Annotated in this window: 18 protein-coding genes; 4 read left to right on the plus strand and 14 right to left on the minus strand. The window is 71.5% G+C overall.

Going from position 1 to position 24,240, the window contains the following annotated elements; all coding sequences use genetic code 11:
- Window positions 1-4: 4 nt before the first annotated feature.
- The 3 genes from ACYVOO_RS36815 to proB form a co-directional block, all read right to left on the minus strand.
- Entirely contained in the window at window positions 5-1,267 is a 1,263-nt protein-coding gene (locus ACYVOO_RS36815; protein ID WP_461020090.1) for a glutamate-5-semialdehyde dehydrogenase, read from the minus strand.
- Window positions 1,268-1,583: 316 nt separating this feature from the next.
- Window positions 1,584-2,027, minus strand: a complete 444-nt coding sequence (locus ACYVOO_RS36820; protein WP_461020103.1) for a hypothetical protein — start codon at window positions 2,025-2,027, stop codon at window positions 1,584-1,586.
- Between the two features lie 211 nt (window positions 2,028-2,238).
- The gene (gene proB / locus ACYVOO_RS36825; RefSeq protein ID WP_453350867.1) at window positions 2,239-3,345 is read right to left on the minus strand and encodes a glutamate 5-kinase; all 1,107 of its coding nucleotides are present in this window, start codon (window positions 3,343-3,345) and stop codon (window positions 2,239-2,241) included.
- 418 nt (window positions 3,346-3,763) lie between these two features.
- On the opposite strand from proB, the gene ACYVOO_RS36830 reads away from it, so the two are divergent.
- Together ACYVOO_RS36830 and ACYVOO_RS36835 are read left to right on the plus strand one after the other, a co-directional pair.
- Window positions 3,764-5,875 (plus strand): hypothetical protein, encoded by a 2,112-nt coding sequence (locus ACYVOO_RS36830; protein ID WP_461020091.1) that lies wholly within the window; start codon window positions 3,764-3,766, stop codon window positions 5,873-5,875.
- 345 nt (window positions 5,876-6,220) lie between these two features.
- Window positions 6,221-7,447 (plus strand): S8 family peptidase, encoded by a 1,227-nt coding sequence (locus ACYVOO_RS36835; protein WP_461020092.1) that lies wholly within the window; start codon window positions 6,221-6,223, stop codon window positions 7,445-7,447.
- Window positions 7,448-7,548: 101 nt separating this feature from the next.
- On the opposite strand, the gene ACYVOO_RS36840 is transcribed toward ACYVOO_RS36835, so the two are convergent.
- Together ACYVOO_RS36840 and ACYVOO_RS36845 are read right to left on the minus strand one after the other, a co-directional pair.
- Complete coding sequence (locus ACYVOO_RS36840) at window positions 7,549-7,899, minus strand: DUF397 domain-containing protein (protein ID WP_461020093.1); 351 nt, start codon at window positions 7,897-7,899, stop codon at window positions 7,549-7,551.
- The gene (locus ACYVOO_RS36845; protein WP_461020094.1) at window positions 7,859-8,707 is read right to left on the minus strand and encodes a helix-turn-helix domain-containing protein; all 849 of its coding nucleotides are present in this window, start codon (window positions 8,705-8,707) and stop codon (window positions 7,859-7,861) included. Before ACYVOO_RS36845 ends, ACYVOO_RS36840 begins: the two co-directional genes overlap by 41 nt.
- Before the next feature lie 73 nt (window positions 8,708-8,780).
- Between ACYVOO_RS36845 and ACYVOO_RS36850 the strand changes: the two genes are divergently transcribed.
- Both ACYVOO_RS36850 and ACYVOO_RS36855 read left to right on the plus strand, forming a co-directional pair.
- Window positions 8,781-9,185, plus strand: coding sequence for an ATP-binding protein (locus tag ACYVOO_RS36850; protein WP_461020095.1), 405 nt, complete (start codon window positions 8,781-8,783; stop codon window positions 9,183-9,185).
- A 37-nt stretch (window positions 9,186-9,222) separates the two neighbouring features.
- The gene (locus ACYVOO_RS36855; protein WP_461020096.1) at window positions 9,223-9,405 is read left to right on the plus strand and encodes a hypothetical protein; all 183 of its coding nucleotides are present in this window, start codon (window positions 9,223-9,225) and stop codon (window positions 9,403-9,405) included.
- On the opposite strand, the gene ACYVOO_RS36860 is transcribed toward ACYVOO_RS36855, so the two are convergent.
- The 9 genes from ACYVOO_RS36860 to ACYVOO_RS36900 all read right to left on the minus strand — a co-directional run bounded on the left by ACYVOO_RS36860 (window position 9,375) and on the right by ACYVOO_RS36900 (window position 23,635).
- Entirely contained in the window at window positions 9,375-11,063 is a 1,689-nt protein-coding gene (locus ACYVOO_RS36860) for a BCCT family transporter (RefSeq protein WP_461020097.1), read from the minus strand. The genes ACYVOO_RS36855 and ACYVOO_RS36860 overlap by 31 nt on opposite strands.
- A 221-nt stretch (window positions 11,064-11,284) precedes the next feature.
- Window positions 11,285-11,878, minus strand: a complete 594-nt coding sequence (locus tag ACYVOO_RS36865) for a Uma2 family endonuclease (protein WP_461020098.1) — start codon at window positions 11,876-11,878, stop codon at window positions 11,285-11,287.
- A gap of 66 nt (window positions 11,879-11,944) precedes the next feature.
- Window positions 11,945-13,387 carry a GTPase ObgE gene (gene obgE, locus ACYVOO_RS36870; protein WP_453350856.1) on the minus strand — a complete coding sequence of 481 codons (1,443 nt, stop codon included), beginning with the start codon at window positions 13,385-13,387 and terminating at the stop codon, window positions 11,945-11,947.
- Window positions 13,388-13,607: 220 nt separating this feature from the next.
- Window positions 13,608-13,868, minus strand: coding sequence for a 50S ribosomal protein L27 (gene rpmA / locus ACYVOO_RS36875; protein WP_453350857.1), 261 nt, complete (start codon window positions 13,866-13,868; stop codon window positions 13,608-13,610).
- Window positions 13,869-13,881: 13 nt separating this feature from the next.
- Complete coding sequence (rplU, locus tag ACYVOO_RS36880) at window positions 13,882-14,205, minus strand: 50S ribosomal protein L21 (protein WP_453350858.1); 324 nt, start codon at window positions 14,203-14,205, stop codon at window positions 13,882-13,884.
- 304 nt (window positions 14,206-14,509) lie between these two features.
- The gene (locus ACYVOO_RS36885) at window positions 14,510-19,042 is read right to left on the minus strand and encodes an Rne/Rng family ribonuclease (protein WP_461020099.1); all 4,533 of its coding nucleotides are present in this window, start codon (window positions 19,040-19,042) and stop codon (window positions 14,510-14,512) included.
- A 275-nt stretch (window positions 19,043-19,317) separates the two neighbouring features.
- The gene (locus ACYVOO_RS36890) at window positions 19,318-20,100 is read right to left on the minus strand and encodes a TIGR03936 family radical SAM-associated protein (RefSeq protein ID WP_461020100.1); all 783 of its coding nucleotides are present in this window, start codon (window positions 20,098-20,100) and stop codon (window positions 19,318-19,320) included.
- 243 nt (window positions 20,101-20,343) lie between these two features.
- A complete protein-coding gene (locus ACYVOO_RS36895; protein WP_461020101.1) occupies window positions 20,344-21,555 on the minus strand; it encodes a hypothetical protein in 1,212 nt (403 codons plus the stop codon).
- Between the two features lie 154 nt (window positions 21,556-21,709).
- A complete protein-coding gene (locus ACYVOO_RS36900) occupies window positions 21,710-23,635 on the minus strand; it encodes a TIGR03960 family B12-binding radical SAM protein (protein ID WP_461020102.1) in 1,926 nt (641 codons plus the stop codon).
- Window positions 23,636-24,240 lie beyond the last annotated feature (605 nt).

Here is a 24,240-nt window from a genome sequence, read left to right on the forward strand (position 1 = left end):
GAATTCAGCCGCGGATGTGCCCGTCCCCCGTCACCACGTACTTGGTGGACGTCAGCTCGGGCAGCCCCATCGGGCCGCGCGCGTGCAGCTTCTGCGTCGAGATGCCGATCTCGGCGCCGAAGCCGAACTGGCTGCCGTCCGTGAACCGCGTGGACGCGTTCACCATCACGGCCGTCGAGTCCACGAGCGCGGTGAAGCGGCGGGCCGCGTCGGTGTCGCGGGTGACGATCGCCTCCGTATGGCCCGAGGTCCACTTCCTGATGTGCGCGACGGCGTCGTCCAGCGAGGGCACGACGGCCGCGGCGATGTCGTACGACAGGTACTCCGTGCCCCAGTCCTCCTCCGTCGCGGGCACCACGTCCCCGCTCGCCCGCTGCCACGCCTCGTCCCCGTGCACCGTCACCCCGGCCTTGGCCAGGGCCTCGACGGCGCGCGGCAGGAACGCCTCCGCGATGCCCTCGTGGACGAGCACCGTCTCGGCCGCGTTGCAGACGCTGGGGCGCTGGGCCTTGGAGTTGACGAGGATGTCGACGGCGGTGTCGAGGTCGGCCAGCTCGTCGACGTACACATGGCAGTTGCCGACGCCCGTCTCGATCACGGGGACCGTGGACTCCTCGACCACGGTCCTGATCAGGGACGCGCCACCGCGCGGGATCAGCACGTCGACGAGGCCGCGCGCCCGCATCAGCTCCTTGACGCTCTCGCGGCTCTCGCCCGGCACGAGCTGCACCGCGTCGGCGGGCAGCCCCGCGCCCTCGACGGCGTCGCGCAGCACGCCGACCAGCGCCGTGTTGGAGGCGTAAGCGGACGACGAGCCGCGCAGCAGCACCGCGTTGCCGGACTTGAGGCAGAGCGCGGCGGCGTCGACGGTGACGTTGGGGCGGGCCTCGTAGATGATGCCGACCACGCCGAGCGGGACGCGGATCTGGCGCAGGTCCAGGCCGTTGGGGAGCGTCGAGCCGCGGACGACCTCGCCGACGGGGTCGGGCAGCGCGACGACGTCGCGCACGTCCGAGGCGATCGCCCCGATCCGCTCCGGGGTGAGCGTGAGGCGGTCCACGATGCCGTCCGCCGTACCGGCGGCGCGGGCCTTGGCGACGTCCTTCGCGTTCGCGGCGACGATCTCTTCCGTGCGGGCGGTGAGCGCGTCCGCGACCGCGAGCAGCGCTGTGTCCCGTGCGGTACGGGGCAGGGGCGCGAGGGTCGCGGCGGCGGCCTTCGCGCGGTGGGCGGTCTCGATGACGGGCGAGTTCTGCGGAGCGCTCATGTTTCGCAGCTTAGCGACTAAGGAAACGGGGGGTTGCCGCTTCTCGGGGTGGTTGCGCGGGACGGTTGCCCTGTGAGGTGGGCACTGTAGGGTCCCACGCTGATTTTTGTGCCGCTGCACGCCTGGGCGGGGCCCCTTCGTGGGGTGCGGTTCGCCGTTTCCGGGTGCGGCTGGGCGCGTGTTCTACGGTGCCCGGTGCCGCGTCGGCCCCACCCACCCAGCCGCACCGCCGCACCCGAAAAACGGCGCCCAGCCCAGCCCAGCGCCCCGTGCAGCGGGAACCCCCCGTTTCCTTCCGCCCCACGCGCAGGGGCCGTCAGAACGGGTGCACCCCGACCGGTGTGGCCGGGGGTGGGCCGTAGCCTTCTGCTATGCGCTGGTGGTAGGTCTCGCGGCCGATGACCTCCAGGCCCACGATCTCCCACGGCGGCAGCTTCGCCGACGCCCTGTGCTCACCCCACAGCCTGAGCGCGACAGCCGCCGCGTCGTGCAGATCCCGCGCTTCCTCCCAGTACCGGATCTCCGCGTGATCGTGCGCGTACCTGCTCGTCAGAAGGAAGGGGTGGTCGTGCGCGAGCTGCTCCAGGCCGCGCCTGACCTCCTTGAGCGGGGCCTCGCGCCCCGCGACGCTGAGGGTGATGTGCCACAGCCGGGACTGCTCGCGGCGCTCCCCGCTCTCGTCCGATCTCGGGTCCGCCGTCCCGGCGGGTCCGCGCGAGCGCGGCGCGCCGTCACCGTCGTCCTGCTGGGAGGACCCCATATCGACGCTGGCCAGTCGTCTCACCGGTGGCCTCCTGATGGTGCGATTCGTGCGAGTGCGGGTGCCGCTGTCACGGGTGTCACGGGCCGTCTTCAGCGGACGTGCCTCTGAGACAAAGTTGACCAGTCCGGGGACGGGCGCGTGGCCGTTTTCCGGAAGGTGTCCGTTGAAAGGCTGGTCTTTTGCCGATCTCGCACACGATTGACGGGCGTCACGTCCGCAGCAGCACGAGATCGTCCCGGTGCACGACTTCCCGCTCGTAAGCGGGCCCCAGTTCGCGGGCCAGTTCGCGGGTCGAGCGGCCCAGCAACTGGGGGATCTCCTTCGCGTCGAAGCTGACCAGCCCGCGTGCCACCGCGTGCCCCTCCTCGTCCCGCAGCTCGACGGGGTCGCCCGCCGTGAAGTCGCCCTCGGCCCGGACGATCCCGGCGGGCAGGAGCGAGCTGCGCCGGTCGACGACGGCCCGTACCGCGCCCTCGTCCAGCACCAGAGCGCCGCGCGGCGTGGAGGCGTGCGCGAGCCACAGCAGGCGGCCCGTCGTGCGGCGGCCCGTGCGGTGGAAGTGGGTGCCGGTGCGGCGCCCGGAGAGCGCGTCGGCGGCGTGTATGGCCGAGGTGAGCACCACGGGGATGCCGGCGGCGGCGGCGATGCGGGCCGCCTCGACCTTGGTGACCATGCCGCCGGTGCCGACGCCCGCGCGCCCCGCGCTGCCGATCTCGACGCCCGCGAGGTCCCCAGGCCCGCGCACCTCCTCGATGCGGGAGGTGCCGGGGGTGGCGGGGTTGCCGTCGTAGAGGCCGTCGACGTCGGAGAGGAGGATCAGCAGGTCGGCCCGTACGAGGTGGGCGACGAGCGCGGCGAGCCTGTCGTTGTCGCCGAAGCGGATCTCGTCGGTGGCGACGGTGTCGTTCTCGTTGACGACCGGCACAGCGCCCATGGCGAGAAGCTGCTCCAGGGTGCGGTAGGCGTTGCGGTAGTGGGCGCGGCGGCTGGTGTCGTCGGAGGTGAGCAGCACCTGGCCCACGCGGCGCCCGTAGCGCGCGAAGGAGGCGGTGTAGCGGGCGACGAGGAGGCCCTGGCCGACGCTGGCAGCGGCCTGCTGGCGGGCGAGGTCGCGGGGGCGCTTGGCGAGGCCGAGCGGCGCGAGGCCCGCGGCGATGGCGCCCGAGGAGACGAGCACGATCTCCTTGTCGTCCTGTTCGCCGTGCTTGGCGAGGGCGTCCACCAGGGCGTCCACGCGGTCCGCGTCCAGGCCGCCAGAGGCGGTCGTCAGGGAGGAGGAGCCGACCTTGACGACGATGCGTCGCGCCTCGGTCACGTCGCGACGCTCATCGCGGTGCTCATCGCGACGCTCGTCCCGGCGCTCACTCTCCGTGCCCGCCGCCTCGCCGGTCCCCGGCGTCACAGACGCCCCCGACGCCCCCGATGTGCCTGTTGCCCCTGTCACTCTCGTACGTCCCTGCTGCTCGCCCACGATCCCGGATCCCGGAGCCCGGCCGCGCCGACGGGGTTCCGCCGCAGCGCAATCTACGTCAGCCGGGGTGCACGGCGCTTCTCCGTTCCACTCGGCGGACCGGCGGAGATACTGACCTTTGGCCCTGTTATGCCGTGAGACGCCCCACCGAAGATTGTCACTGGGGCTGCGACCGTCATACGGTCAGTGGTCGACCACGGCCACCCCCACAGGCCGCGACCCATTTTCTGCTCGCCCCGACCTCCTGCCAGGAGCCCAGCCCGTGCCCTCTGCCGGACTCTCCCCACGACGCGCCGTCCAGCTCACGGCGCTGCTCGCGCTGATGGTGTTCTACACCGCCCAGCTCGCGGGCGCGCTGCTGCCGAACGTGCCCGTCTTCCTCACCGCCTCCGTGGCGGGCCTCGCCCTTGACGTGTACCTCACACACAAGCAGCCGGGCCTCCTCGCCCTGCTGGGCAAGGTCCGCTTCGACGTCACCACGCGCCAGTTGCTGCGCGACATGCTGATCGTCATCGGCCTGGTACGGATCCCCGACGTCCCCCCGGACATCGAGCGCCCGCTCACCCTGCTCCTGCTCATCGCCTACGCCGCGCACTTCCTGTGCCAGGCCGTGGCCCAGCTCGTACGCCGCCGCCGTACGCTGCCGATCCTCACCCGCAACATCGACGCCTCGGCCCTGCGCCTGAACAACGCGCCGCCCCGGCTGCTGGCCCGCCAGCCCAGCCGCCGTCTGCTGCGGTTCTCCATCCCCGGCACCGTCGGCCTGATGCTCTGCGCGAGCCTCTCGACGGAGACGTGGGGCCTGCTCGGCGTCGGCCTCACCTTCCTGCTGTCCTTCGGCAGCGCCGTCTACCTGGCCACCTGGCTGCTCCCGAAGAAGCGGCACGCCAACGAGCAGCAGACGCTCGCCTGGCTCGACAAGTGGCTGGAGAAGTACCAGCCGACCGTCGGCATGTACTTCTCGGGCGGCACCACCTCGGCCTACCAGGCCAACATGTGGCTCTCCACGCTCGCGAAGCTGGACGGGAACCCGATCATCGTGCTCCGTGAGCGGTTCATGGTGCAGAAGATCGACGCGACGGACATCCCGATCATCTGCATCCCGAAGGTCGCGCACCTGATGCACCTGGAGCACTCGGCGCTGAAGATGCTGCTCCACCCCGCGAACTCGGGCAAGACCTCGCAGGTCCTGCGCATTCCGACGATCAAGCACGCCTTCATCAACCACGGCGAGAGCGACAAGCTCTCCTCGTGCAACCCGTACGCGAAGGCGTACGACGAGATCTGGGTCGCCGGTCCCGCGGCACGCGAGCGCTACCAGCTCGCCGACATCGGCGTCGAGGACAAGGACGTCGTCGAGGTCGGCCGCCCCCAGCTCTCCCCGATCGAGCCCTACCGGGGCGCGCCGACGGGCACCTACACGACGGTCCTGTACGCCCCCACCTGGGAGGGCTGGACCAACGACCCGGGCAACACCTCGGTCATCCTGGCCGGGGAGAACATCGTCCGCGCCCTGCTGGCCGACCCCAAGGTGCGGCTGCTCTACAAGCCGCACCCGATGACCGGCTCCGTCGACCCGCGCGCGGGCGCCGCGAACCAGCGCATCCAGGCCATGATCGCCGAGGCCAACGCGAAGCGCTCCGGCGACCGCCCTGGGCCCGAGGCCGCCGCCGAGCTGGGGCTGCGCACGGCCGAGCTGGAGGCGCTCACCACGACCGCGTTCCGCTCGGGCGCCGACGAGGTCGAGCGGATGCTGCTCCAGGGCACCCCCGAGGGCAACCGCGCTGAGCGGGTGGAGGCGGCCACGGCCGCGTGGGAGGCCGCGTACTGGGCCTCGTTCCCCGAGTGGGAGCACCAGATCATCACGGGCCCGCGCCCGGCGATCTACACCTGCTTCAACCAGGCCGACCTGCTGATCTCCGACGTCTCCTCGGTGGTCTCCGACTACCTGACGAGCGAGAAGCCGTACGCCGTCGCCAACACCAGCGGTCTCGACGAGGACGACTTCAGGGCGGGCTTCCCGACGGTGCGGGCCGCCACGATCCTCTCCCCCAAGGCGAAGGAGATCCCGGCCCTGCTGGAGTCGGTGCGGGACCCCGAGAAGGACACCCTCGTCACGGCCCGCAAGGAGCTGAAGACGCACCTCCTCGGCCCGTCCGAGCCGCCGTCGCTGGCCCGCTTCAACCAGGCGGCCGTGGACCTGTGCAAGGACGCGGACGAGCGCAACGAGCGCGTCCGGAGCCGTACGACCGACATCCCGGGGCAGCGCGAGGCGGAGGCCCGCGAGGCGGCCGAGGAGGCCGAGATGGAGCCCACGGCGGGCGGCCTCGCCGGGGCCGACAGCTCGGATCCGGAGGACGCGGTCACCGCCTGACGCGGCGGCCTCACCGGTTCCCCGCACGGAGGGCCAGGTCCGGGAAGCGAGTGGCTTCCCCGACCCGGCCCTCCGCCGTTTCCGGAGCGTGCGTTTCCGGTGCGTGGGTGCGTGCCCCCGCACACCGGACACGCCCGGGGCGCGCCCGCGCACTGACGCTCCGTCCTCACTCTCCGTGCTTCCTCTCGCTTCTTCGTCTCACTTCGTACTTGTTCGCACTTGAGGCCATCTTGTGCGAACGGCCATGACGCGCAAACCTTCATTCCGCACAGCGCACGGCACCACACGGCACCCGCCATACCTGCACGTACCGAGATCCGGTTTACGAAAGGTCAGGTGCACGTCATGAGATCCCAGACCCGGTCCAAGATCCGCCGCTTCGGCGCGCTCTTACCCGCCGTCGCTCTCGTCGCGGGAATCCAGCTCGCCGCCGCGCCCGGCGCCCAGAGCGCCCCGACGGGCGATCTGCGCCTCGCGCCCTCCGACACGGCCATCTCCGGCAGTTGGATCGCCGTACTGAAGGACGGCAGCGCCTCCAAGGCGGCCACCAAGGCAACGGCCCGCGACCTCGCCGCCGAGCAGGACGCGCGCATCACCGAGGTGTACGGCTCCACGATCAAGGGCTTCGCGGCGAAGATGAGCAAGGCCGAGGCCACCGAGCTGGCGGCGGACCCGCGCGTCGCGTACGTCGAGCAGGACGCGGAGGTGAAGCTCAACGACACCCAGTCGAACGCGACGTGGGGCATCGACCGCATCGACCAGCGTGACCTGCCGCTGAGCACGACGTACACGTACAACACCACGGCGTCCAACGTCACCGCGTACATCATCGACACCGGCATCCGCACCTCGCACAGCGAGTTCAGCGGCGGACGCGCCACCGTCGGCACCGACACCATCGGCGACGGCCAGAACGGCCAGGACTGCCAGGGCCACGGCACACACGTCGCGGGCACGGTCGGCGGCAAGACCTACGGTGTCGCCAAGGCAGCCAAGCTCGTCGCCGTCCGCGTCCTCAACTGCTCCGGCTCCGGCAGCACTTCGGGCGTCATCGCGGGCGTGGACTGGGTCACCGCCAACGCCAAGAAGCCCGCCGTCGCCAACATGAGCCTGGGCGGCGGTGCCAACACCTCCCTCGACAACGCGGTGAAGCGGTCCATCGCGGCGGGCATCACCTACGCCATCGCGGCGGGCAACGGCAACGCCATCGGCACCCCGCAGAACGCCTGCAACTACTCGCCCGCACGCGTTCCCGAGGCCCTGACCGTCGGCGCGACGGACAGCTCGGACCGCCGCGCCTCCTGGTCCAACTTCGGCACCTGCCTCGACTTGTTCGCGCCCGGCGTGAGCATCACCTCGGCCTGGCGCACGAGTGACACGGCGACGAACACCATCTCCGGCACGTCGATGGCCACCCCGCACACGGCGGGCGTCGCGGCGCTGTACCTGGCAGCCAACCCGACGGCCACCCCGGCCCAGGTGAGCACCGCGATCACGAGCGGCGCGACACCCAACAAGGTGATCGACCCGCGCACCGGCTCGCCGAACCGGCTCCTCTACTCTCTGCTGTGAGGCCGTGAGCAGACGGGCGGCCCGATGACCGGGTGAGACGGTGACGGCCTCACCCCTCCCCCGCGCCCCCTACCCGCACCACCGGGCCGTCGCCCGAGCCCCTACCCGGGGAACTGGGCGACGGCCCGCACGAAGTCGCCGAAGGCCCGCGCGGGGAACGTCAGCGCGGGACCGTCGGGACGCTTGCTGTCCCGTATCGCGACGACGGGCGTCGACCCATCGACCCCGACCTCGACGCACGAGCCACCCTTGTCATCGCTGTAGCTGGACTTGTGCCACGTGGCGCCGTGAAGGGGCGCGCACTCGACGCACTCGCCGCCCTCATTCGTGCTGTAGCTCGACTTACGCCATGCGGCGCCGTGAAGGGGTGCGCACTCGACGCACTCTCCGTTGTCCGAGCTGTAGCTCGACTTACGCCATTGGCCACTCAGCGGACCGGGAACCACGCTCATAACGCTCCTCCATCACACGGGCGATCAGCTCCGCCGAATCCGCTGGAGACAGCGCGGCGGCTCGCAAGTGATCGTAGCGAAGCGAACGGGCCCGGAACTCCTGCGGATCTACGGTGGCTTCTACGCCCTCGTAGCTCTCAGCGTAGGCAACATTCGGCTGATCCTCGTAAGAGAAAAGCGTGAAAGCTCCGTTCAACCCGGCATGAACCCCCAAGCGAAATGGCAGAACCTGAATGTTCACCTGCCCCACATGCCGGTATTGCAACAGGCGCAAGAGTTGCGTACGCATGGTCTCCTGACCGCCGACCTCGTGGTGCAACACGGCTTCACCCAAGACCACCCAAAGCAGCGGCGGCGCCGCACGCTCCAAGATTCGCTGCCGTTCGAGGCGACCAGCCATCTTTGCATCGAGATCGTCGTGACTAAGGGCGCAGAGAACCTCTCGCGCGTAAGCCTTCGTCTGCAACAGGCCATGAACGACCTGCGGTTGGTACGTAAGAATCTGGTTCGCCGACTCCTCGAACTCCGCGACCCGGCGCTGTTTGTACGGCAACCGGCTCCGTTTCACCAGGTCCCACAGCCGCAGCAGCGCACCGTCCGCGCCCAAGGCAACATCGACGCGCTGCACGAAATCCAGCGTGGGCGTCTTCGCAGCCGTCTCGATCTGGCCGATCAGCGAGCCCGTGCAGTACAGGACCGAGCCCAACTGGGCCAGTGTCAGCCCCGCCTCATCCCTTAACCGCCGCAGCTCGGCACCGAAGTAGTGGAGCGGCGACGCTCCGGGGTCCAGTTCCTTGACGTTGGCCATCGGGACCTCCACAGCACGGGGAGTTGCATTCACGCCGTAGCCCACAGTAATCGCCGCATTACAGCCTTGCACCGTGAACGTCATCGAGGAACCCACCGAATTCCCGCCCCGCAGGTACCGCATCGCGCTCACGGTCGGCGACCACTCGCCGCGCCACATGCGCCGTATCGCACGTGCCTACGTACGGCTCTGGGACGTACCGCAGTTGGGCGACACCGTCGAACTCGCCCTCACCGAGCTGATGACCAACGTGCACCGGCACGTACCCGACCAGTGGTGCACCGTCACCATCCTGCACACGCTGCACGGCGTACGCATCGAGGTGTACGACCGCTCCCCCGTCCTCCCCGTGCCGCGCGAGGCGGAGACGTGGGAGGAGTCGGGCCGGGGGCTGGCCCTCGTCGCGCTGCTCAGCGACCAGTGGGACGTGACCGCGCACGCCACCGGCAAGACGGTGTGGTGCGAGGTCGACTCATGAGGCGCGCCGTCTCTCGCGCGCGGAAGGACGCGCCGAGGTGGACCGCGTCATGCGAGGGCTGCTCGACTTGGCCGAACTCCGCATGGACACCGGCCACGACTACGACGAGCAGAACCCCCGCAAGCTGCGCTCACTCAGCACCGACAGGCTGATCCTCTGGTATCAGAAGTTCGAGCACCGGAAGCGGATCTACGTGGTCCGGGTCACCTGGTTCGGCTGACTCGTCGTCGGCTCCGGCTCCGAGGAGGACCGGTCCTGGTCCGGGCCCGGTGAGGTGATGCCCTGTTCCTGGGCCATCTCGCGGGCCATCCGGGGCGCCGTCCACAGCGTCGGCAGCATGATGAAGCCCACCGGCACCGCCGTGACCACGATGAACGACTGCAACGCCGTGATCCCGCCGTCACCGACCAGGATCAGTACCGCAGCGGCCGAACCCATCAGCAGGGCCCAGAACGCCCGTACCGCGCGCGTCGGTTCACCTGACGTCGTGCCCGCCGCGGCGATGCTGTACGACATCGAGTCGGTGGTCGTCACCACGAACGTGATCGTCAGCAGGAGCAGTGCGACGGCGACCACCGCGCCCATGGGGAGCCGCTGCGCCATGGAGATGACCGCGGCGTCCATGCCGACCGACTTGAGCGGGCCCGAGATGGTCCCGGGGTCGCGCTGTTCCAGGAAGATGCCGGTGCCGCCGAACACCGTGAACCAGAACATGGTGGCCAGCGGAGGGACGATCGCGGTGGAGACCACCAGGTCGCGCAGGGTGCGGCCCTTGGAGATGCGGGCCACGAAGATGGACATCAGCGGCCCGTAGCCGAGGAACCAGCCGAAGAAGAAGACCGTCCAGGAGCCGAGCCACGCGTGGTCGCCCCGGTTGAGGGCCAGCGGCACGAAGTCCCGCGCGTACTGGCCGAAGCCGCCCAGGAACGAGTCGAGGACGAAGCCGAGGGAGCCCAGCACCAGGAAGACGGCCATCAGCGCGACCGCGAGCCAGATGTTGGCCCTGCTGAAGAACTGGATGCCGCGGTCGACGCCGCTGGCGACGGAGAGGACGGCGACGACGGTCAGCAGGACGATGACGCCGAGCTGTACGGGGTAGCCGCCGGAGATGCCGAACACCTCGGAGAGCCCGTAGGAGACCTGGAGGCCGAGGAAGCCGATCGGGCCGACGGTCCCGGCCACGACGGCGATGACGCAGACGACGTCGACGGCGGCCCCCAGCCTGGAGTGCCGGACGCGCTCGCCGAGGAACGGGTACAGCAGCGTCCGCGGGCGCAGCGGCATGCCGCGCTCCTGGCCCCGGATCATCACGATCGAGGCGAGCGTTCCGAGGACGGCCCAGGCGAGGAAGCCCCAGTGCGCGAAGCTCTGGGAGAGCGCCGCGTCGGCCGCCTCCTGGGTGCCGCTCTTGACGCCGTCGTAGAAGGGCGGCGTGTCGACGTAGTGCTGTACGGGCTCGCCCGCCGCGAAGAAGACGCCGCCGCCCGCGAGCAGCGTCGACATGATCATCGCGATCCACTGGAACCTGCCGTACTCCGGGCGCGCCCCGGCGCCCCCGAGCCGCACCTTCCCGTACCGGGAGAAGCCCAGCCACAGCGCGACGCCGAACGTCGCGAGCAGCAGCACCTGCCACAGCGGGCCGAACCAGCGCGCGGCGAAGGTGAAGACGGTGTTCACGGCGTCGCCCGTGGCCGTGGGCGCGATCAGCGCGGCCAGGACGAACGCGGTGAGCAGCCCGCCGCTGACGGCGAGCACCGGTATGTCGGTGCGTCCGCTGTCTCTACGGGGCGCGGCGGGCGCCGTATGGCACCCCTCGGCGTCGTCCGTTGCGGGCTCGCCGTCCGTGGGCACGACGGCGGGGGCAGGGGAGGTCGGCATGAGGTTCCTTGCTGAGGGGGGTTCGCACACGAGGCGGGGCGCGGCACAGGGCGCACGCGCGCAGGGCGGCAGAACCGCTCGGTGCGCAGGTCAGCAGGGAAGGGTGCTATCCGAAGGCCGTTGTCGTCAAATTCCGGACAGAGCCTGGTGCGCGCCGCACAATGCGAGATCCCGGCTCCTCCGCCACGCCGCACACGACGCCCGGCGCAGCAAGCGCGGCGTCACGGCTGAGCCGAGCGCCGCCCCACGGCCGTGAGGTCGATGTCCAGGGTGAACGGTACGGAGACCTTGAGCCTGTCGTGGTGGATGCCCGTGAGGGCGTAGCCGCCGCTGGCCGGGTCGCGCTCGTACGTGTAGACCACGGCGCGGTCCTTGTCGTTCTCGACGCGCCAGTAGTGCGGGAAGCCCGCCGCCGCGTACTTGCGGGGCTTCGTGTCGCGGTCGCGGTCCTCGGAGTCGGGCGAGACGGCCTCGACGGCGATGACCACGTCCTCCGGGAAGTAGTACGTGGACGGCTCGTCCCGCACGTACGCCTCACCCGTCACCACGACCACGTCCGGCTCGGGAACCTGCCGCTTGCCGAGCCGCACGGCCATCTCACGATCCGCGCGCAGCTCGGCGGGTGCCTGCCGGTCCAGCTCCCCGACCAGGAGGTTGATGACCCGGCTGTGCCACTTCTCCTGCGGGCTCACGAAGACCAGGCTCCCGTCGATCAACTCCGTGTGCGGGGGCAGGCCGGCGAGCCCCAGGAAGCCTTCCGCGGTGAACCCGCCCGGAGGCGGGATCACCCAGTCAGGAAGCGGCTCGACACTCATGACGTCAGTCTGCACCAGTTCCGGTGCCGGCTACGACTAGCAACTGCCAGAAACTGCTAGAAGCTGCTACGCGAACGGGTCGAAGTCCCGGTACTCGCCGAGCGCCTCGTCCCGCTCCGCCTCGTGGTCCCGGCGGCGCTGCGCCGCCGGACGCGGGGCCTCCATGCGGTGGTCCTCGCCACGGCGGCCGAGCATCTCCGCGCCCGCCGCCATCGTCGGCTCCCAGTCGAAGACGACCGCGTCGTCCTCGCCGCCGATGGCGACGCCGTCGCCCTCGCGCGCGCCCTCCTTCAGCAGCGCGTCCTCGACACCGAGGCGGTTGAGGCGGTCGGCGAGGTAGCCGACGGCCTCGTCGTTGTTGAAGTCGGTCTGGCGCACCCAGCGCTCCGGCTTCTCGCCGCGCACGCGGTAGAGGCCGTCCTCCTCCTTGGTGACGGTGAAGCCCGCGTCGTCCACAGCCTTGGGCCGGATGACGATGCGCGTGTTCTCCTCGACGGGGCGGGCCGCGCGGGCCTCGTCCACGAGCTTGGCCAGCGCGTACGACATCTCCTTGAGGCCCTGCCGGGACACGGCGGAGACCTCGAAGACCTGGTAGCCGCGGGCCTCCAGATCGGGGCGGATCATGTCGGCGAGGTCCTGGCCGTCGGGGATGTCGATCTTGTTGAGGACGACGAGGCGGGGGCGGTCCTCCAGACCCCGGCCGTACTGGGCCAGCTCCGCCTCGATGACGTCGAGGTCCGAGACCGGGTCGCGGTCGGACTCCAGCGTCGCGCAGTCCAGGACGTGCACCAGGACCTCGCAGCGCTCGACGTGGCGCAGGAACTCCAGGCCCAGGCCCTTGCCCTCGCTCGCGCCGGGGATCAGCCCCGGCACGTCGGCGATGGTGTAGACCGTCGAGCCCGCGGTGACGACGCCGAGGTTCGGCACGAGCGTGGTGAACGGGTAGTCGGCGATCTTCGGCTTGGCGGCCGAGAGCACCGAGATGAGCGAGGACTTCCCTGCGCTCGGGTAGCCGACGAGGGCCACGTCGGCGACGGTCTTCAGCTCCAGCACCACGTCGCGGGTCTCGCCGGGCTCGCCCAGCAGCGCGAAGCCGGGGGCCTTGCGGCGCGCGGAGGCGAGCGCGGCGTTGCCGAGGCCGCCCCGGCCGCCCTGGCCCGCGATGAAGGTGGTGCCCTTGCCGACCATGTCCGCCAGCACGTTGCCGTCGCGGTCCTGGACGACGGTGCCGTCCGGGACGGGCAGGACCAGGTCCTTGCCCTCGGGGCCCGAGCGGTGGCCGCCCTGGCCGGGCTGGCCGTTGGTCGCCTTGCGGTGCGGGCTGTGGTGGTAGTCGAGCAGCGTCGTCACGTCCGGGTCGACGACGAGGACGACGTCCCCGCCGCGCCCGCCGTTGCCGCCGTCCGGGCCGCCCAGCGGCTTGAACTTCTCGCGATGGACGGAGGCACAGCCGTGACCCCCGTTACCCGCGGCGATATGCAGTTCGACGCGGTCCACGAAGGTGGTCATGAGGAGTGCCTCCCGGCATGCGTGACGTGATCTGTGCTTCTGCTCTGCTGCTCTTGCTGCTCTGCTGGTGCGCGCCCGTACGCCGCTGCGTACGGGCGCGCCCTACCTGTGTCGTAACACGCCGAGGGCGGACCCGCTTCCCGTACGGACGCGACGCGGGGTCACGTACGTACGGGAAAGGCGGTCCGCCCTCGGAAGGTGTCGCTGCCGAACCGGCTGATTACTCAGCGGCGGCGGGGACGATGTTGATGACCCTGCGGCCACGCTGGGTGCCGAACTGCACGGAACCGGCGTCCAGGGCGAACAGCGTGTCGTCGCCACCGCGGCCGACACCCTTGCCCGGGTGGAAGTGGGTGCCGCGCTGACGGACGAGGATCTCACCGGCGTTGACGAGCTGACCGCCGAAGCGCTTCACGCCGAGGTACTGCGGGTTCGAGTCGCGCCCGTTCCGAGTGGACGATGCGCCCTTCTTGTGTGCCATCTCTCCTCAGTCCTTACTTCTTGGCCGGGGCGGGGATCTCGGTGACCTTCAGCGCCGTGTGGAGCTGACGGTGACCGATCCGCTTCTTGTAGCCGGTCTTGTTCTTGTACTTCTGGATCCGGATCTTGTCGCCCTTGTGGTGGTCAACCACCTCGGCCACGACCTTGACCCCGGCCAGGACCCACGGGTCGCTGGTGACGGCTTCGCCGTCGACCACGAGAAGCGTGGAGAGCTCGACGCTGTCGCCGACCTTGCTCTCAGACAGACGGTCTACCTCGATGACGTCGCCCACAGAAACCTTCTGCTGACGGCCGCCGGTGCGCACGATCGCGTACACGCGGAACTCTCTCTCACTCGATACGGAAGCTCCTGACGCCAGCCGCCCGACGCGGACCGGGGTCCGCAGTGCGATCCGAATGGATTGAGCGGCCTCTCCCGGGCTGACGCCGCGGGAGGGAGTTGCTCAGGAGCGCGGCATGTCTGACGACACGCCGACGGTCAAGGCTACGGTGCGCCCGATACGCAGGTCAAACCGGGTGGTCGCCGCCCCCGCGCCCTGTGACGCCCGTGCGCCCGCGTCCTCCCGGGGGAGGGCGCGGGCGCACAGGTCACGCGGGGTCACGCGGGTCGCGCCGGGGGTGTCAGTCCTCGGCCGGGACCTGGACGGACAGCGTCTGCTGCTCCGTGCTGTCGGCCGCCGCCGTCTTCTTCGACGCCGACTTCTTCGCCGTCGACTTCTTGGCGGCCGTCTTCTTGGCAGGGGCCTTCTCGGCCGTGCCTGTGCTCGTGCCGGTGCCCGACGCGGCCTTCTTGGCTGTCGTCTTCTTCGCGGCGGTCTTCTTGGCGGCCGTCTTCTTCGCCGCCGCCTTCTTGGCCGTGGCCTTCTTCGCGGGCTTCTTGCTAGCGGAGTCGGCCTCGTCGGTGTCACCGGCGGCATCCGCCGGGGACTCCGCGCTCTCCGTGCCGTCAGCGCCCGGTGCGGACACCTGCCGCGTGGCGCGGCGACGCGTCCTCGCGGGCGGGGCCGCCTCGGCGACGGGCTCGGGCTCGGCCGGTGCCTCCGGCGCTGCGGGGGCCTCGGCCGGCGCGGCGGCGACCACCGTCACGCCCGCGCTCTCGTCCTCCGAGGACTCCGACACCTTCGGCGAACCAGCCGGGACCGAAACGGCCCGACGCCGGGTACGCGTCCGCGCGGGCGGCGCTGCGGCCTCCTGCGTGACGGGCTCGGCGGGCGTCGGCTCGGCCTCGGCCTGAGCCTCGGCCGGTGCCTCCGGGGCGACAGGGGCCTCGGCCGGCGCGGCGGCGACCACCGTCACGCCCGCGTCCTCGGCCTCCGAGGACTCCGACACCTTCGGCGAACCAGCCGGGACCGAAACGGCCCGACGGCGCCTGCGCCCCGGCTTCGTCGCCGGAGCCTCGGCGGGCGCCTCGGCAGCGGCGGGGGCCTCAGCGGCAGGCTCGGACACGGCGGCCTGGGCCGCCTCGGGCGCCGACTCGGCACCCGTGCCGCCCGCGGAGGGCGCGCCCGCCTTGCGGCTCGCACGCCGCCGCGACCGCCCGCCGCGCGAGCCGGAAGCCGCTGCGGCCTCCGCTTCGGCGGCGCTGCTGTACAGCTCCTCGTCCGGCACGAACTCCGGCTCGGGCAGCGCCTTCGGCTCCTCGTGCCCCGACGCGTCCGAGTCCGTCTCGTCCGCACCGTGCGCGTGATCGCCGTGCGCGTGGTCGTGGCCGTTCGCGTGGCCGTTCCCGGCGCTCTTGTCCCTGCCCTTGTCGGCGGCAGTGCTCTTGTCGGCGGCCTTCTCGGCCTTGTTCTTCTTGCTCTTCTTGCCGCCACCGCCGACCGACGTCGGCTGCTCCATGTGCACGATGACGCCGCGCCCGTTGCAGTGGACGCAGGGCTCGGAGAAGGACTCCAGCAGCCCCTGCCCGACCCGCTTGCGGGTCATCTGCACGAGGCCCAGCGAGGTGACCTCGGCCACCTGGTGCTTCGTACGGTCGCGGCCCAGGCACTCCAGCAGGCGCCGCAGCACCAGGTCCCGGTTGGACTCCAGCACCATGTCGATGAAGTCGATCACGATGATGCCGCCGAGGTCGCGCAGCCTGAGCTGGCGGACGATCTCTTCGGCGGCCTCCAGGTTGTTCCTGGTGACCGTCTCCTCCAGGTTGCCGCCCTGGCCCGTGAACTTGCCGGTGTTGACGTCGACCACGATCATCGCCTCAGTGCGGTCGATGACCAGCGAGCCGCCGCTCGGCAGCCAGACCTTGCGGTCCAGCGCCTTCATCAACTGCTCGTCGATGCGGTACGTGGCGAAGACGTCGACGTCCGAGTTCCACTTCTGGAGCCGGTCCGAGAGGTCGGGCGCGACGTGCGAGACGTAGCCGTGGATGGTCTGCCACGCCTCCTCGCCGCTGACGATGACCTTCGAGAAGTCCTCGTTGAAGATGTCGCGCACGACGCGGACGGTCATGTCCGGCTCGCCGTACAGCAGCGTCGGCGCGTTGCTGCCCTTCTGCGCCTTCTGCTGGATCTCCTCCCACTGCGCCTGGAGCCGCTCGACGTCGCGGCGCAGCTCGTCCTCGCTCGCGCCCTCGGCCGCCGTGCGCACGATGACGCCCGCGTCCTCGGGGACGACCTTCTTGAGGATGCTCTTGAGGCGCGAGCGCTCGGTGTCGGGGAGCTTGCGGCTGATGCCCGTCATCGAGCCCTCGGGCACGTAGACGAGGTACCGGCCTGGCAGCGAGACCTGGCTGGTCAGACGCGCGCCCTTGTGCCCCATCGGGTCCTTGGTGACCTGGACGAGGACGGACTGGCCCGACTTGAGCGCGGTCTCGATGCGGCGCGGCCCGTTGGACAGGCCCAGCGCCTCGAAGTTGACCTCACCGGCGTACAGGACGGCGTTGCGCCCCTTGCCGATGTCGACGAAGGCGGCCTCCATGGAGGGCAGGACGTTCTGCACCTTGCCGAGGTAGACGTTGCCGACGTACGACGTCGACTGCTCCTTGTTGACGAAGTGCTCGACCAGCACGTCGTCCTCGAGGATGCCGATCTGTGTGCGCTCGCCGCTCTGGCGGACGATCATCTCGCGCTTGACGGCCTCGCGGCGCGCCAGGAACTCGGCCTCGGTGATGATCGGCACCCGGCGACGGCCCTGCTCACGCCCCTCGCGACGGCGCTGCTTCTTCGCCTCCAGGCGGGTCGAGCCCTTGATGGCCTGGACCTCGTCGCTGGGCTCGGAGTCCTTCTTCTTGCGCGGCTCGCGGATCTTGACGACCGTGCGCTCGGGGTCGTCCTGGTCGGCGGCCGAGCCGCCGCCACCGTTGTTGTCGGAGCCGTCACCGCTGCGCCGACGGCGCCGACGGCGGCGGCGCGAGCTGCTGGAGGAGCCGGCGGAACCCTGCTCGTCGTCGCCCTCGTCCTCGTCGTCCCCGGAGCCGGCACCCTGGGCGCCGGTCTCGGAGCCGCTGTCGCCGTTGCCCTGGCCGTTGCTGTTGCCCTGGCCGTTGCCGCCCTGGTCGCCGGAGCGCTTGGACTGCTTCGGGGAACCCTTGCCCTCGTTGCCCTCGGCGCGCGCTTCGTCGGCTTCCTGGTCGTCCTCCTGGCCCTCGCGGCCGTCCTGGCCGTCCTGGCCGTCCTGGGACGCGTCCGCGCTGTCGCCACGGCGGCGGCGACGGCCGCCCCTGCGACGACGGCGCGCGGGGCGGTCGCCGGAGTCGTCGGCGAAGTCGCCGGACCGGGTGTCGCCGTCCTGCTCGTCGTCGCCCTCGTCTGCGCTCCGCGCCGACCGGTCGGTGTCCGCGTCGGAGGCACGGGCGCCGGACTCGCCGCTCCCCGTGCCGTCACCGTTGCCGCTGCCGCTGCCGCCCGCGTTGCCGTTCGCCTCGCCGGACGCGTCGGCCCTGCGGCGACGGCGGCGGCGCGAACCGGCGGCCTGGACCTCCTCCGGCTCCTCGTCCGTCTCGTCCTCGGCCTGCTCCGCCTCGGCGGCGGCAGCGGCGGCGGCGCTCTGCGGCGTCTGGAAGGCGGGCTCGGTGAAGACCGGCGCCTGGAAGACGGCCACCGGTGCCATGGTCTGCTTGCGCGGAGCCGGTGCCGACAGGTCCTCGGTCCCGGCCGCCTGCGCGTCCTGCTGCGGTGCGGCGAGCGGCGCGTCCGGCTCGGCCGACGCCGTCTTGCGGGAACGCGTGCTGCGACGGCGCGTACGAGCGCCGGACGTCTCCGCCTCGGCCCCGGACTCTGCGTCCGTCCCGGCACCGGCCTCCGTCGGCGCCTCGGCCGACTCGCCCTCGGCCTGCGCCTTGGCCGCGGCGCGGGTCCTGGTCTTCGCCTTGGCCTTCGTCGCCTTGGCTGCCTTCGGCGCGGTCTCCGGCTCGGCGTCGCTCACGGCGGCGGCCGTCGGCGCCTCGCCGTCCTCGCTCGCGGGTGCCGCCTCGGCGGGCTGCGCCTTCGCTGCGGCGGTCTTACGGGTCGCACGACGGCGCGTGCGCGCCGGAGCCGCTGCCTCGGCGCTCTCCTGCTCTCCCGCGCCGGAGGCGTCCTCGGTCCCGGCTGCGGTCGTGTCAGCGGCCGTGTTCTCGGCCGTCTGCGGCGCGCCCGCGGGCGCGGTGGCCTTGCGGGTCGCGCGACGGCGCGTACGGGCCGGAGCGGCGTCGACAGCGGGCGCCTCGGGCTCGGCGGACGCGGCGGGCTGCTCGCCCGGAGTGCTGTCGGCGGCCACGACGGTCTCGGCGCTCTCGGCCGCACCGCCCGTCTCCGCCATCTTCGGCGCACCGGCCGGTGCGCTGGCCTTGCGGGTCGCACGGCGGCGCGTACGCGCCGGAGCCGCACCCTCGTCACCGGCACCGGCGGTACTGGAGGCGGCGCTCGCGCCCGCGTCCGGGGCGCTCTGCGGGGCCTGGGCCTGGGCCTGCGGCGCCTGCGCGGCGGAGGCGGCTGCCTCCACGTCCGGTACGCCTGCTGCGTCGTGCTGTGTCACCGCGGTCTCCGTCTCGGCCGTGGCCGACGGAGGACCCGCCGGGCGCGTCGCGGCACGGCGGCGGCGACGCGTAGGAAGGGTGTCGCTCGGGGTGCTGCCCTCGGCCGCGCTCTCATTCGCGGTGGCAGCGGGATCTGTCCTGACTGCTGTCTCGGCGCTCTCGGCGCTCTCGGCCGATGCTGGTTCGTTCGGTTCGAGCATGCGGGCGGTTCTCCCGTCACGCTCCCGGGCGCCGCGCCTCGTTCGTACCGGTGGCGGCCCCGCGCAGTGTGCGGGGCCGCTCTCCGGGGCGCGGGCGCCGCGCGGGAGCTGTTGTCTCACTCGCCGGTTCCGGCCCTTGAAGGCCCGGCTACGGCGAAAGTCTCCTGGTCAGTGCGCTCGCCTGCCGGACGCGTACCCGGGTGGCTCCCTGGTGCGTGCGTCGGCGGCAGCGCTTCGACGGCGGTCCTCGAAGTCCACGACCTTCAGGCCACGGACTACGCGTTGCCGCCCGGCGCCGTCGCGACGAGGGTTGCGTCGCGGTCGGCCGCCAACGGGTCGGTCACCGTGCCGGTCTCCTCATCGAGCGGCCCCTGCGCCAGCCTGGTCACCGCAGCGGGGACCGGCGGCGCCAGGTCGGCCGTAGCTCGGAGGCCGGACAGGACGTCGTCGGGTCGTACGGCAGGTGTCAGGTGCCGCACTACCAGCCGCAGTATCGCACAGGCACCGTCACCCGGCCTATCGCCCCCGGCCTGCGGGCTTGCCGATACCACCCCGTCAGCGGACGAATCGGCCGAGGTCAGGGAGGTGACGGCGGACCGTGCGTCGAATGTGCGCAGGCCCTTCTTCGTCTGCCTCTCCACCTCCACCGTCTCCGCCGCGAGGAAGGCGGCCACGGCCCGCTCCGCCTCCTGGGGCTCGACGCCGGTCAGGCGCAGCTCCCACTCCGACGCCTGGAGGCGGTCGGTGAAGTCGGACGTGCGGGCCTCGACGGCGTCGATGATGTCGAGCCCCGTCGGCATGGAAGTGTCGAGCTGCCCGAGCAGCTCCGCCGGATCGCGCCGCTCCGTGAGGGCGATCTCCAGGTACTCGGCCTCGCTGCCCGTGCCGGTGGGGGCGGCATTGGCGTACGAGACCTTCGGGTGCGGCGTGAACCCTGCGGAGTACGCCATGGGCACCTGGGCCCGGCGCAGCGCCCGCTCGAACGCTCGCTGGAAGTCTCGATGGCTGGTGAACCGGAGGCGGCCTCGCTTGGTGTAGCGCAGTCGGATGCGCTGCACCGCGGGTGCGGGCGGCGGGCCTTCGGGCTGTCGCTTGCCCAGTGGTTCTCTCCTCGGTGCCGGGCGGAGCGCGTCGGCGCCGCCGCCCTTCGTTGACGTCTGGCACGGCGGGTGATGCCCCGCCGAAGCGGGTGTGCCCCGCCGAAAGGGGGCGGAAGCTCCGCACCTCGCACTGCCCCACCCGGCGCGCCGCGCCACGGGGCGCCTCGGTGCGTTGTGCGTTTGTGCGGATGATCCTTCTTCCTAGGGTACGCGGCCCTCGCGCGGCAGGGCCTCCCGCTCCTCCACCCGTGGCGCACCGAAGAGGGCGCGCCGCAGCTCGGCCCTGGTCTCCCGGACCGAGGCGCGGGCCGCCGCGAGCACCTCGCGGGCCGCCCGGCCCGCCGCGCGGACCGCCCGCGCAGACGGGCGCCAGACGTGCTCGCGCACAGCCCGGCCGACCGGCGCCGCGACGTGCCGCCACACCCAGACCGCCGGATCCACGAACAGCCACCGCAGCACGCGCCCCGCGAAGCGGAACACCGCGCGCGAGACGTATCCGGCCGCACGCCAGGCGTGCCCGAGCCCCTCCACGGTCTCGCGTACGACGACGGCGACGGCGCGCCCCACGGGCGTGAGCACCCAGCGGTAGACGGCGACCGCAGGGACGACGACGGCGTACCAGACGAGCCATCCGAGCAGCCGCCCCGCGCCGTGTACGGCGGCGACGATGCCGTGTCCGAGGGGCGTCAGCACATGGCGGTACAGCGCCACCGCGGGGACGACCAGCAGCATCCGCAGCAGCCATGTGAACCCGGTCCACAGGGCCATGGCCGGCACGACGACGAGACAGCGCCCGAGCCAGGCCAGTCCATGGCCCAGTGCGGTGAGCACCGTGCCGAGGCCGTGTCCGACGGGGGTCAGCAGCCGCGCGTACAGCCAGATCAGCGGGGTCGCCACCAGCACGCGGCCCAGCCAGGCCAGCCCCGCGCCGGTCCCGTGAGCGCCGACGGCCAGCCCATGGCCCACAGTGCGGGCGAGCCACCACAGGCCACGGCCCGTACCGCTGAGGAGCCACCACACCCCGCGTCCCGTCGGCGCGAGGACGTACCGCCACGCGGCGCGGCCCGCCGGTGCGAGGACGTAGCCCCACAGGGCGACCCACGGCCACACCAGCACCCCGTACAGCACCGGCGCCAGCACCCGCCGCCACAGCCATCCTGCGGGGCCCGCGATCAGCGTGTACCAGCACCACTGCGCACCCCGCGCGAACGGGCGCCACACCGTGCGCCGCAGGACCCTGCCGCACGCGACGAGCGCGTCCCACAGCAGCCGGAAGGGGAGCACGAGGACGAGGGTGACGACGCGCACGGGCATCCGCACGGCGACGACGAGACACCCCTCGGGTCCCCGGTCGCCCACGGCCGAGGACTTCCGCACCGCACTGTCGGCCCCACCCGTGCCGTCCTTGCTCAACGACACCTTCGCGGGGCTCGCGCGGTGGGACCCGTGCCGGGGTTCATAGGGGCTCATACCAGGGGGGACGCCGCCGTCGCCGGAACGGTTCGTTCCCAGGTCAGACGGGCCGAGACCGTAACCGGGCCGGAACCGGGGGCCGGAACCGGAGCCGCTACTTCACCACGGAGAGCGGCAGCAGCTTCTTGCCCGTCGGACCCACCTGGATCTCCGTGTCCATCTGCGGGCACACGCCGCAGTCGAAGCACGGCGTCCAGCGGCAGTCCTCGACCTCGGTCTCGTCGAGGGCGTCCTGCCAGTCCTCCCAGAGCCAGTCCTTGTCGAGACCCGAGTCGAGGTGGTCCCAGGGCAGGACCTCCTCGTAGGTGCGCTCGCGCGTCGTGTACCAGTCGACGTCCACGCCGTACTCGGGGAGGGCCTTGTCAGCGCACTCCATCCACAGGTCGTAGCTGAAGTACTCGCGCCAGCCGTCGAACCTGCCGCCCCGCTCGTACACCTCGCGGATCACGGCACCGACGCGGCGGTCGCCGCGCGACAGCAGGCCCTCGACGATGCCGGGCTTGCCGTCGTGGTAGCGGAAGCCGATGGAACGGCCGTACTTCTTGTCGCCGCGGATCTTGTCGCGCAGCTTCGTGAGCCGCGCGTCCGTGTCCTCGGCCGAGAGCTGCGGCGCCCACTGGAAGGGCGTGTGCGGCTTGGGGACGAAGCCGCCGATGGAGACGGTGGCCCGGATGTCGTTGGACTTCGCGACCTCGCGGCCCTTGGCGATGACGTTGACCGCCATGTCGCCGATCTGGAGGACATCCTCGTCGGTCTCGGTGGGCAGCCCGCACATGAAGTAGAGCTTCACCTGCCGCCAGCCGTTGCCGTAGGCGGTGGCGACGGTGCGGATCAGGTCCTCCTCCGAGACCATCTTGTTGATGACCTTGCGGATGCGCTCGCTGCCGCCCTCGGGCGCGAAGGTGAGGCCCGAGCGGCGGCCGTTGCGGGTCAGCTCGTTGGCGAGGTCGATGTTGAAGGCGTCGACACGGGTCGAGGGAAGGGACAGGCCGATCTTGTCCTCCTCGTAGCGGTCGGCGAGGCCCTTGGCGACATCGCCGATCTCGCTGTGGTCCGCCGAGGAGAGGGAGAGCAGGCCGACCTCCTCGAAGCCCGTGTTCTTGAGCCCCTTGTCGACCATCTCGCCGATGCCCGTAATGGAGCGCTCGCGCACCGGGCGGGTGATCATGCCCGCCTGGCAGAAGCGGCAGCCGCGCGTGCACCCGCGGAAGATCTCCACGGACATCCGCTCGTGCACCGTCTCGGCCAGCGGCACCAGCGGCTGCTTCGGGTACGGCCACTCGTCCAGGTCCATCACCGTGTGCTTGGAGACACGCCACGGGACGCCGGAACGGTTGGGGACGACGCGCGAGATGCGGCCGTCCGGCAGGTACTCGACGTCGTAGAAGCGGGGCACATAGACGCCGCCGGTCTTGGCGAGCCGCAGCAGCAGCTCGTCCCGGCCACCGGCGCGTCCCTCCTGCTTCCAGGCCCGGATGATCTCCGAGACCTCCAGCACCGCCTGCTCGCCGTCGCCGATGACCGCGACGTCGATGAAGTCCGCGATGGGCTCCGGGTTGAACGCGGCGTGACCGCCCGCCATGACGATCGGGTGGTCCTCGGTGCGGTCCTTCGACTCCAGCGGGACGTCGGACAGCTCCAGCGCGGTGAGCAGGTTCGTGTAGCCCAGCTCGGTGGAGAAGGACACGCCGAGCACGTCGAAGGCGCCGACGGGGCGGTGGCCGTCCACGGTGAACTGCGGGACGTTGTTCTCCCGCATCAGCTTCTCCAGGTCGGGCCACACGCTGTACGTGCGCTCGGCGAGGACGCCCTCGCGCTCGTTGAGCACCTCGTAGAGGATCATGACGCCCTGGTTGGGCAGCCCCACCTCGTAGGCATCCGGGTACATCAGCGCCCAGCGGACGTCGCACTCGTCCCAGTCCTTGACGGTGGAGTTCAGCTCGCCGCCTACGTACTGGATCGGCTTCTGGACGTGCGGGAGGAGGGCCTCCAGGCGCGGGAAGACCGACTCGACAGGCATGGGTGGTGTCCTCGGGGCAGGGATCGCTCGTACAGAGGTGACCATCCAGCGTAACCCTTCCGCAGGGTGCGGCTCCCTTCGCGGGGTGCGGAAGGAAACGGGGGGTCACCCCTTCACCGGTTGCGCTCCCTCACAGGGCGCGACGTTGACCCCCGCACGGGGTGCCCGTTTCTCGTGGGGGTGCGCCTGCTGTGGGTGCCCCTTTGGGGGTTCGTTCGCGTGCTGCGGGCCGGTGGCACGGGTTGTGCCCACCCTCCCCCAGCTACCGCTGGGAGGTGCCCCCTCGCCGAGCGGGACGCTTGCCCACAACAGTTTTGGCGCCGTCGCCAGGCGGGGCGTCCCTGGGCGCGCGTTGGGGTTTCATCGCCGGGTGCGGGCCGGTGGCTACGGCGCGGCGTATGGACCGGTGCTTTGCGGCTTGCGCCGCGTGATTCCGGGTGCCTGTTGGGGTTATGGGCGCGTGGGTGCGGGGTGTCCGGTGCCGGGCCGGGGTGTCTCCTCGGCGTGAAGGTCTCGTTTACGACTCTCCGCCGGTGACTTTCTCGACCTGCGGGGACACCCCACCCCGTCCCCGTCCCGCCGGTGGCCCGCTGCCACTCCGGGTC

The sequence above is a fragment of the Streptomyces daliensis genome, assembly GCF_054782395.1.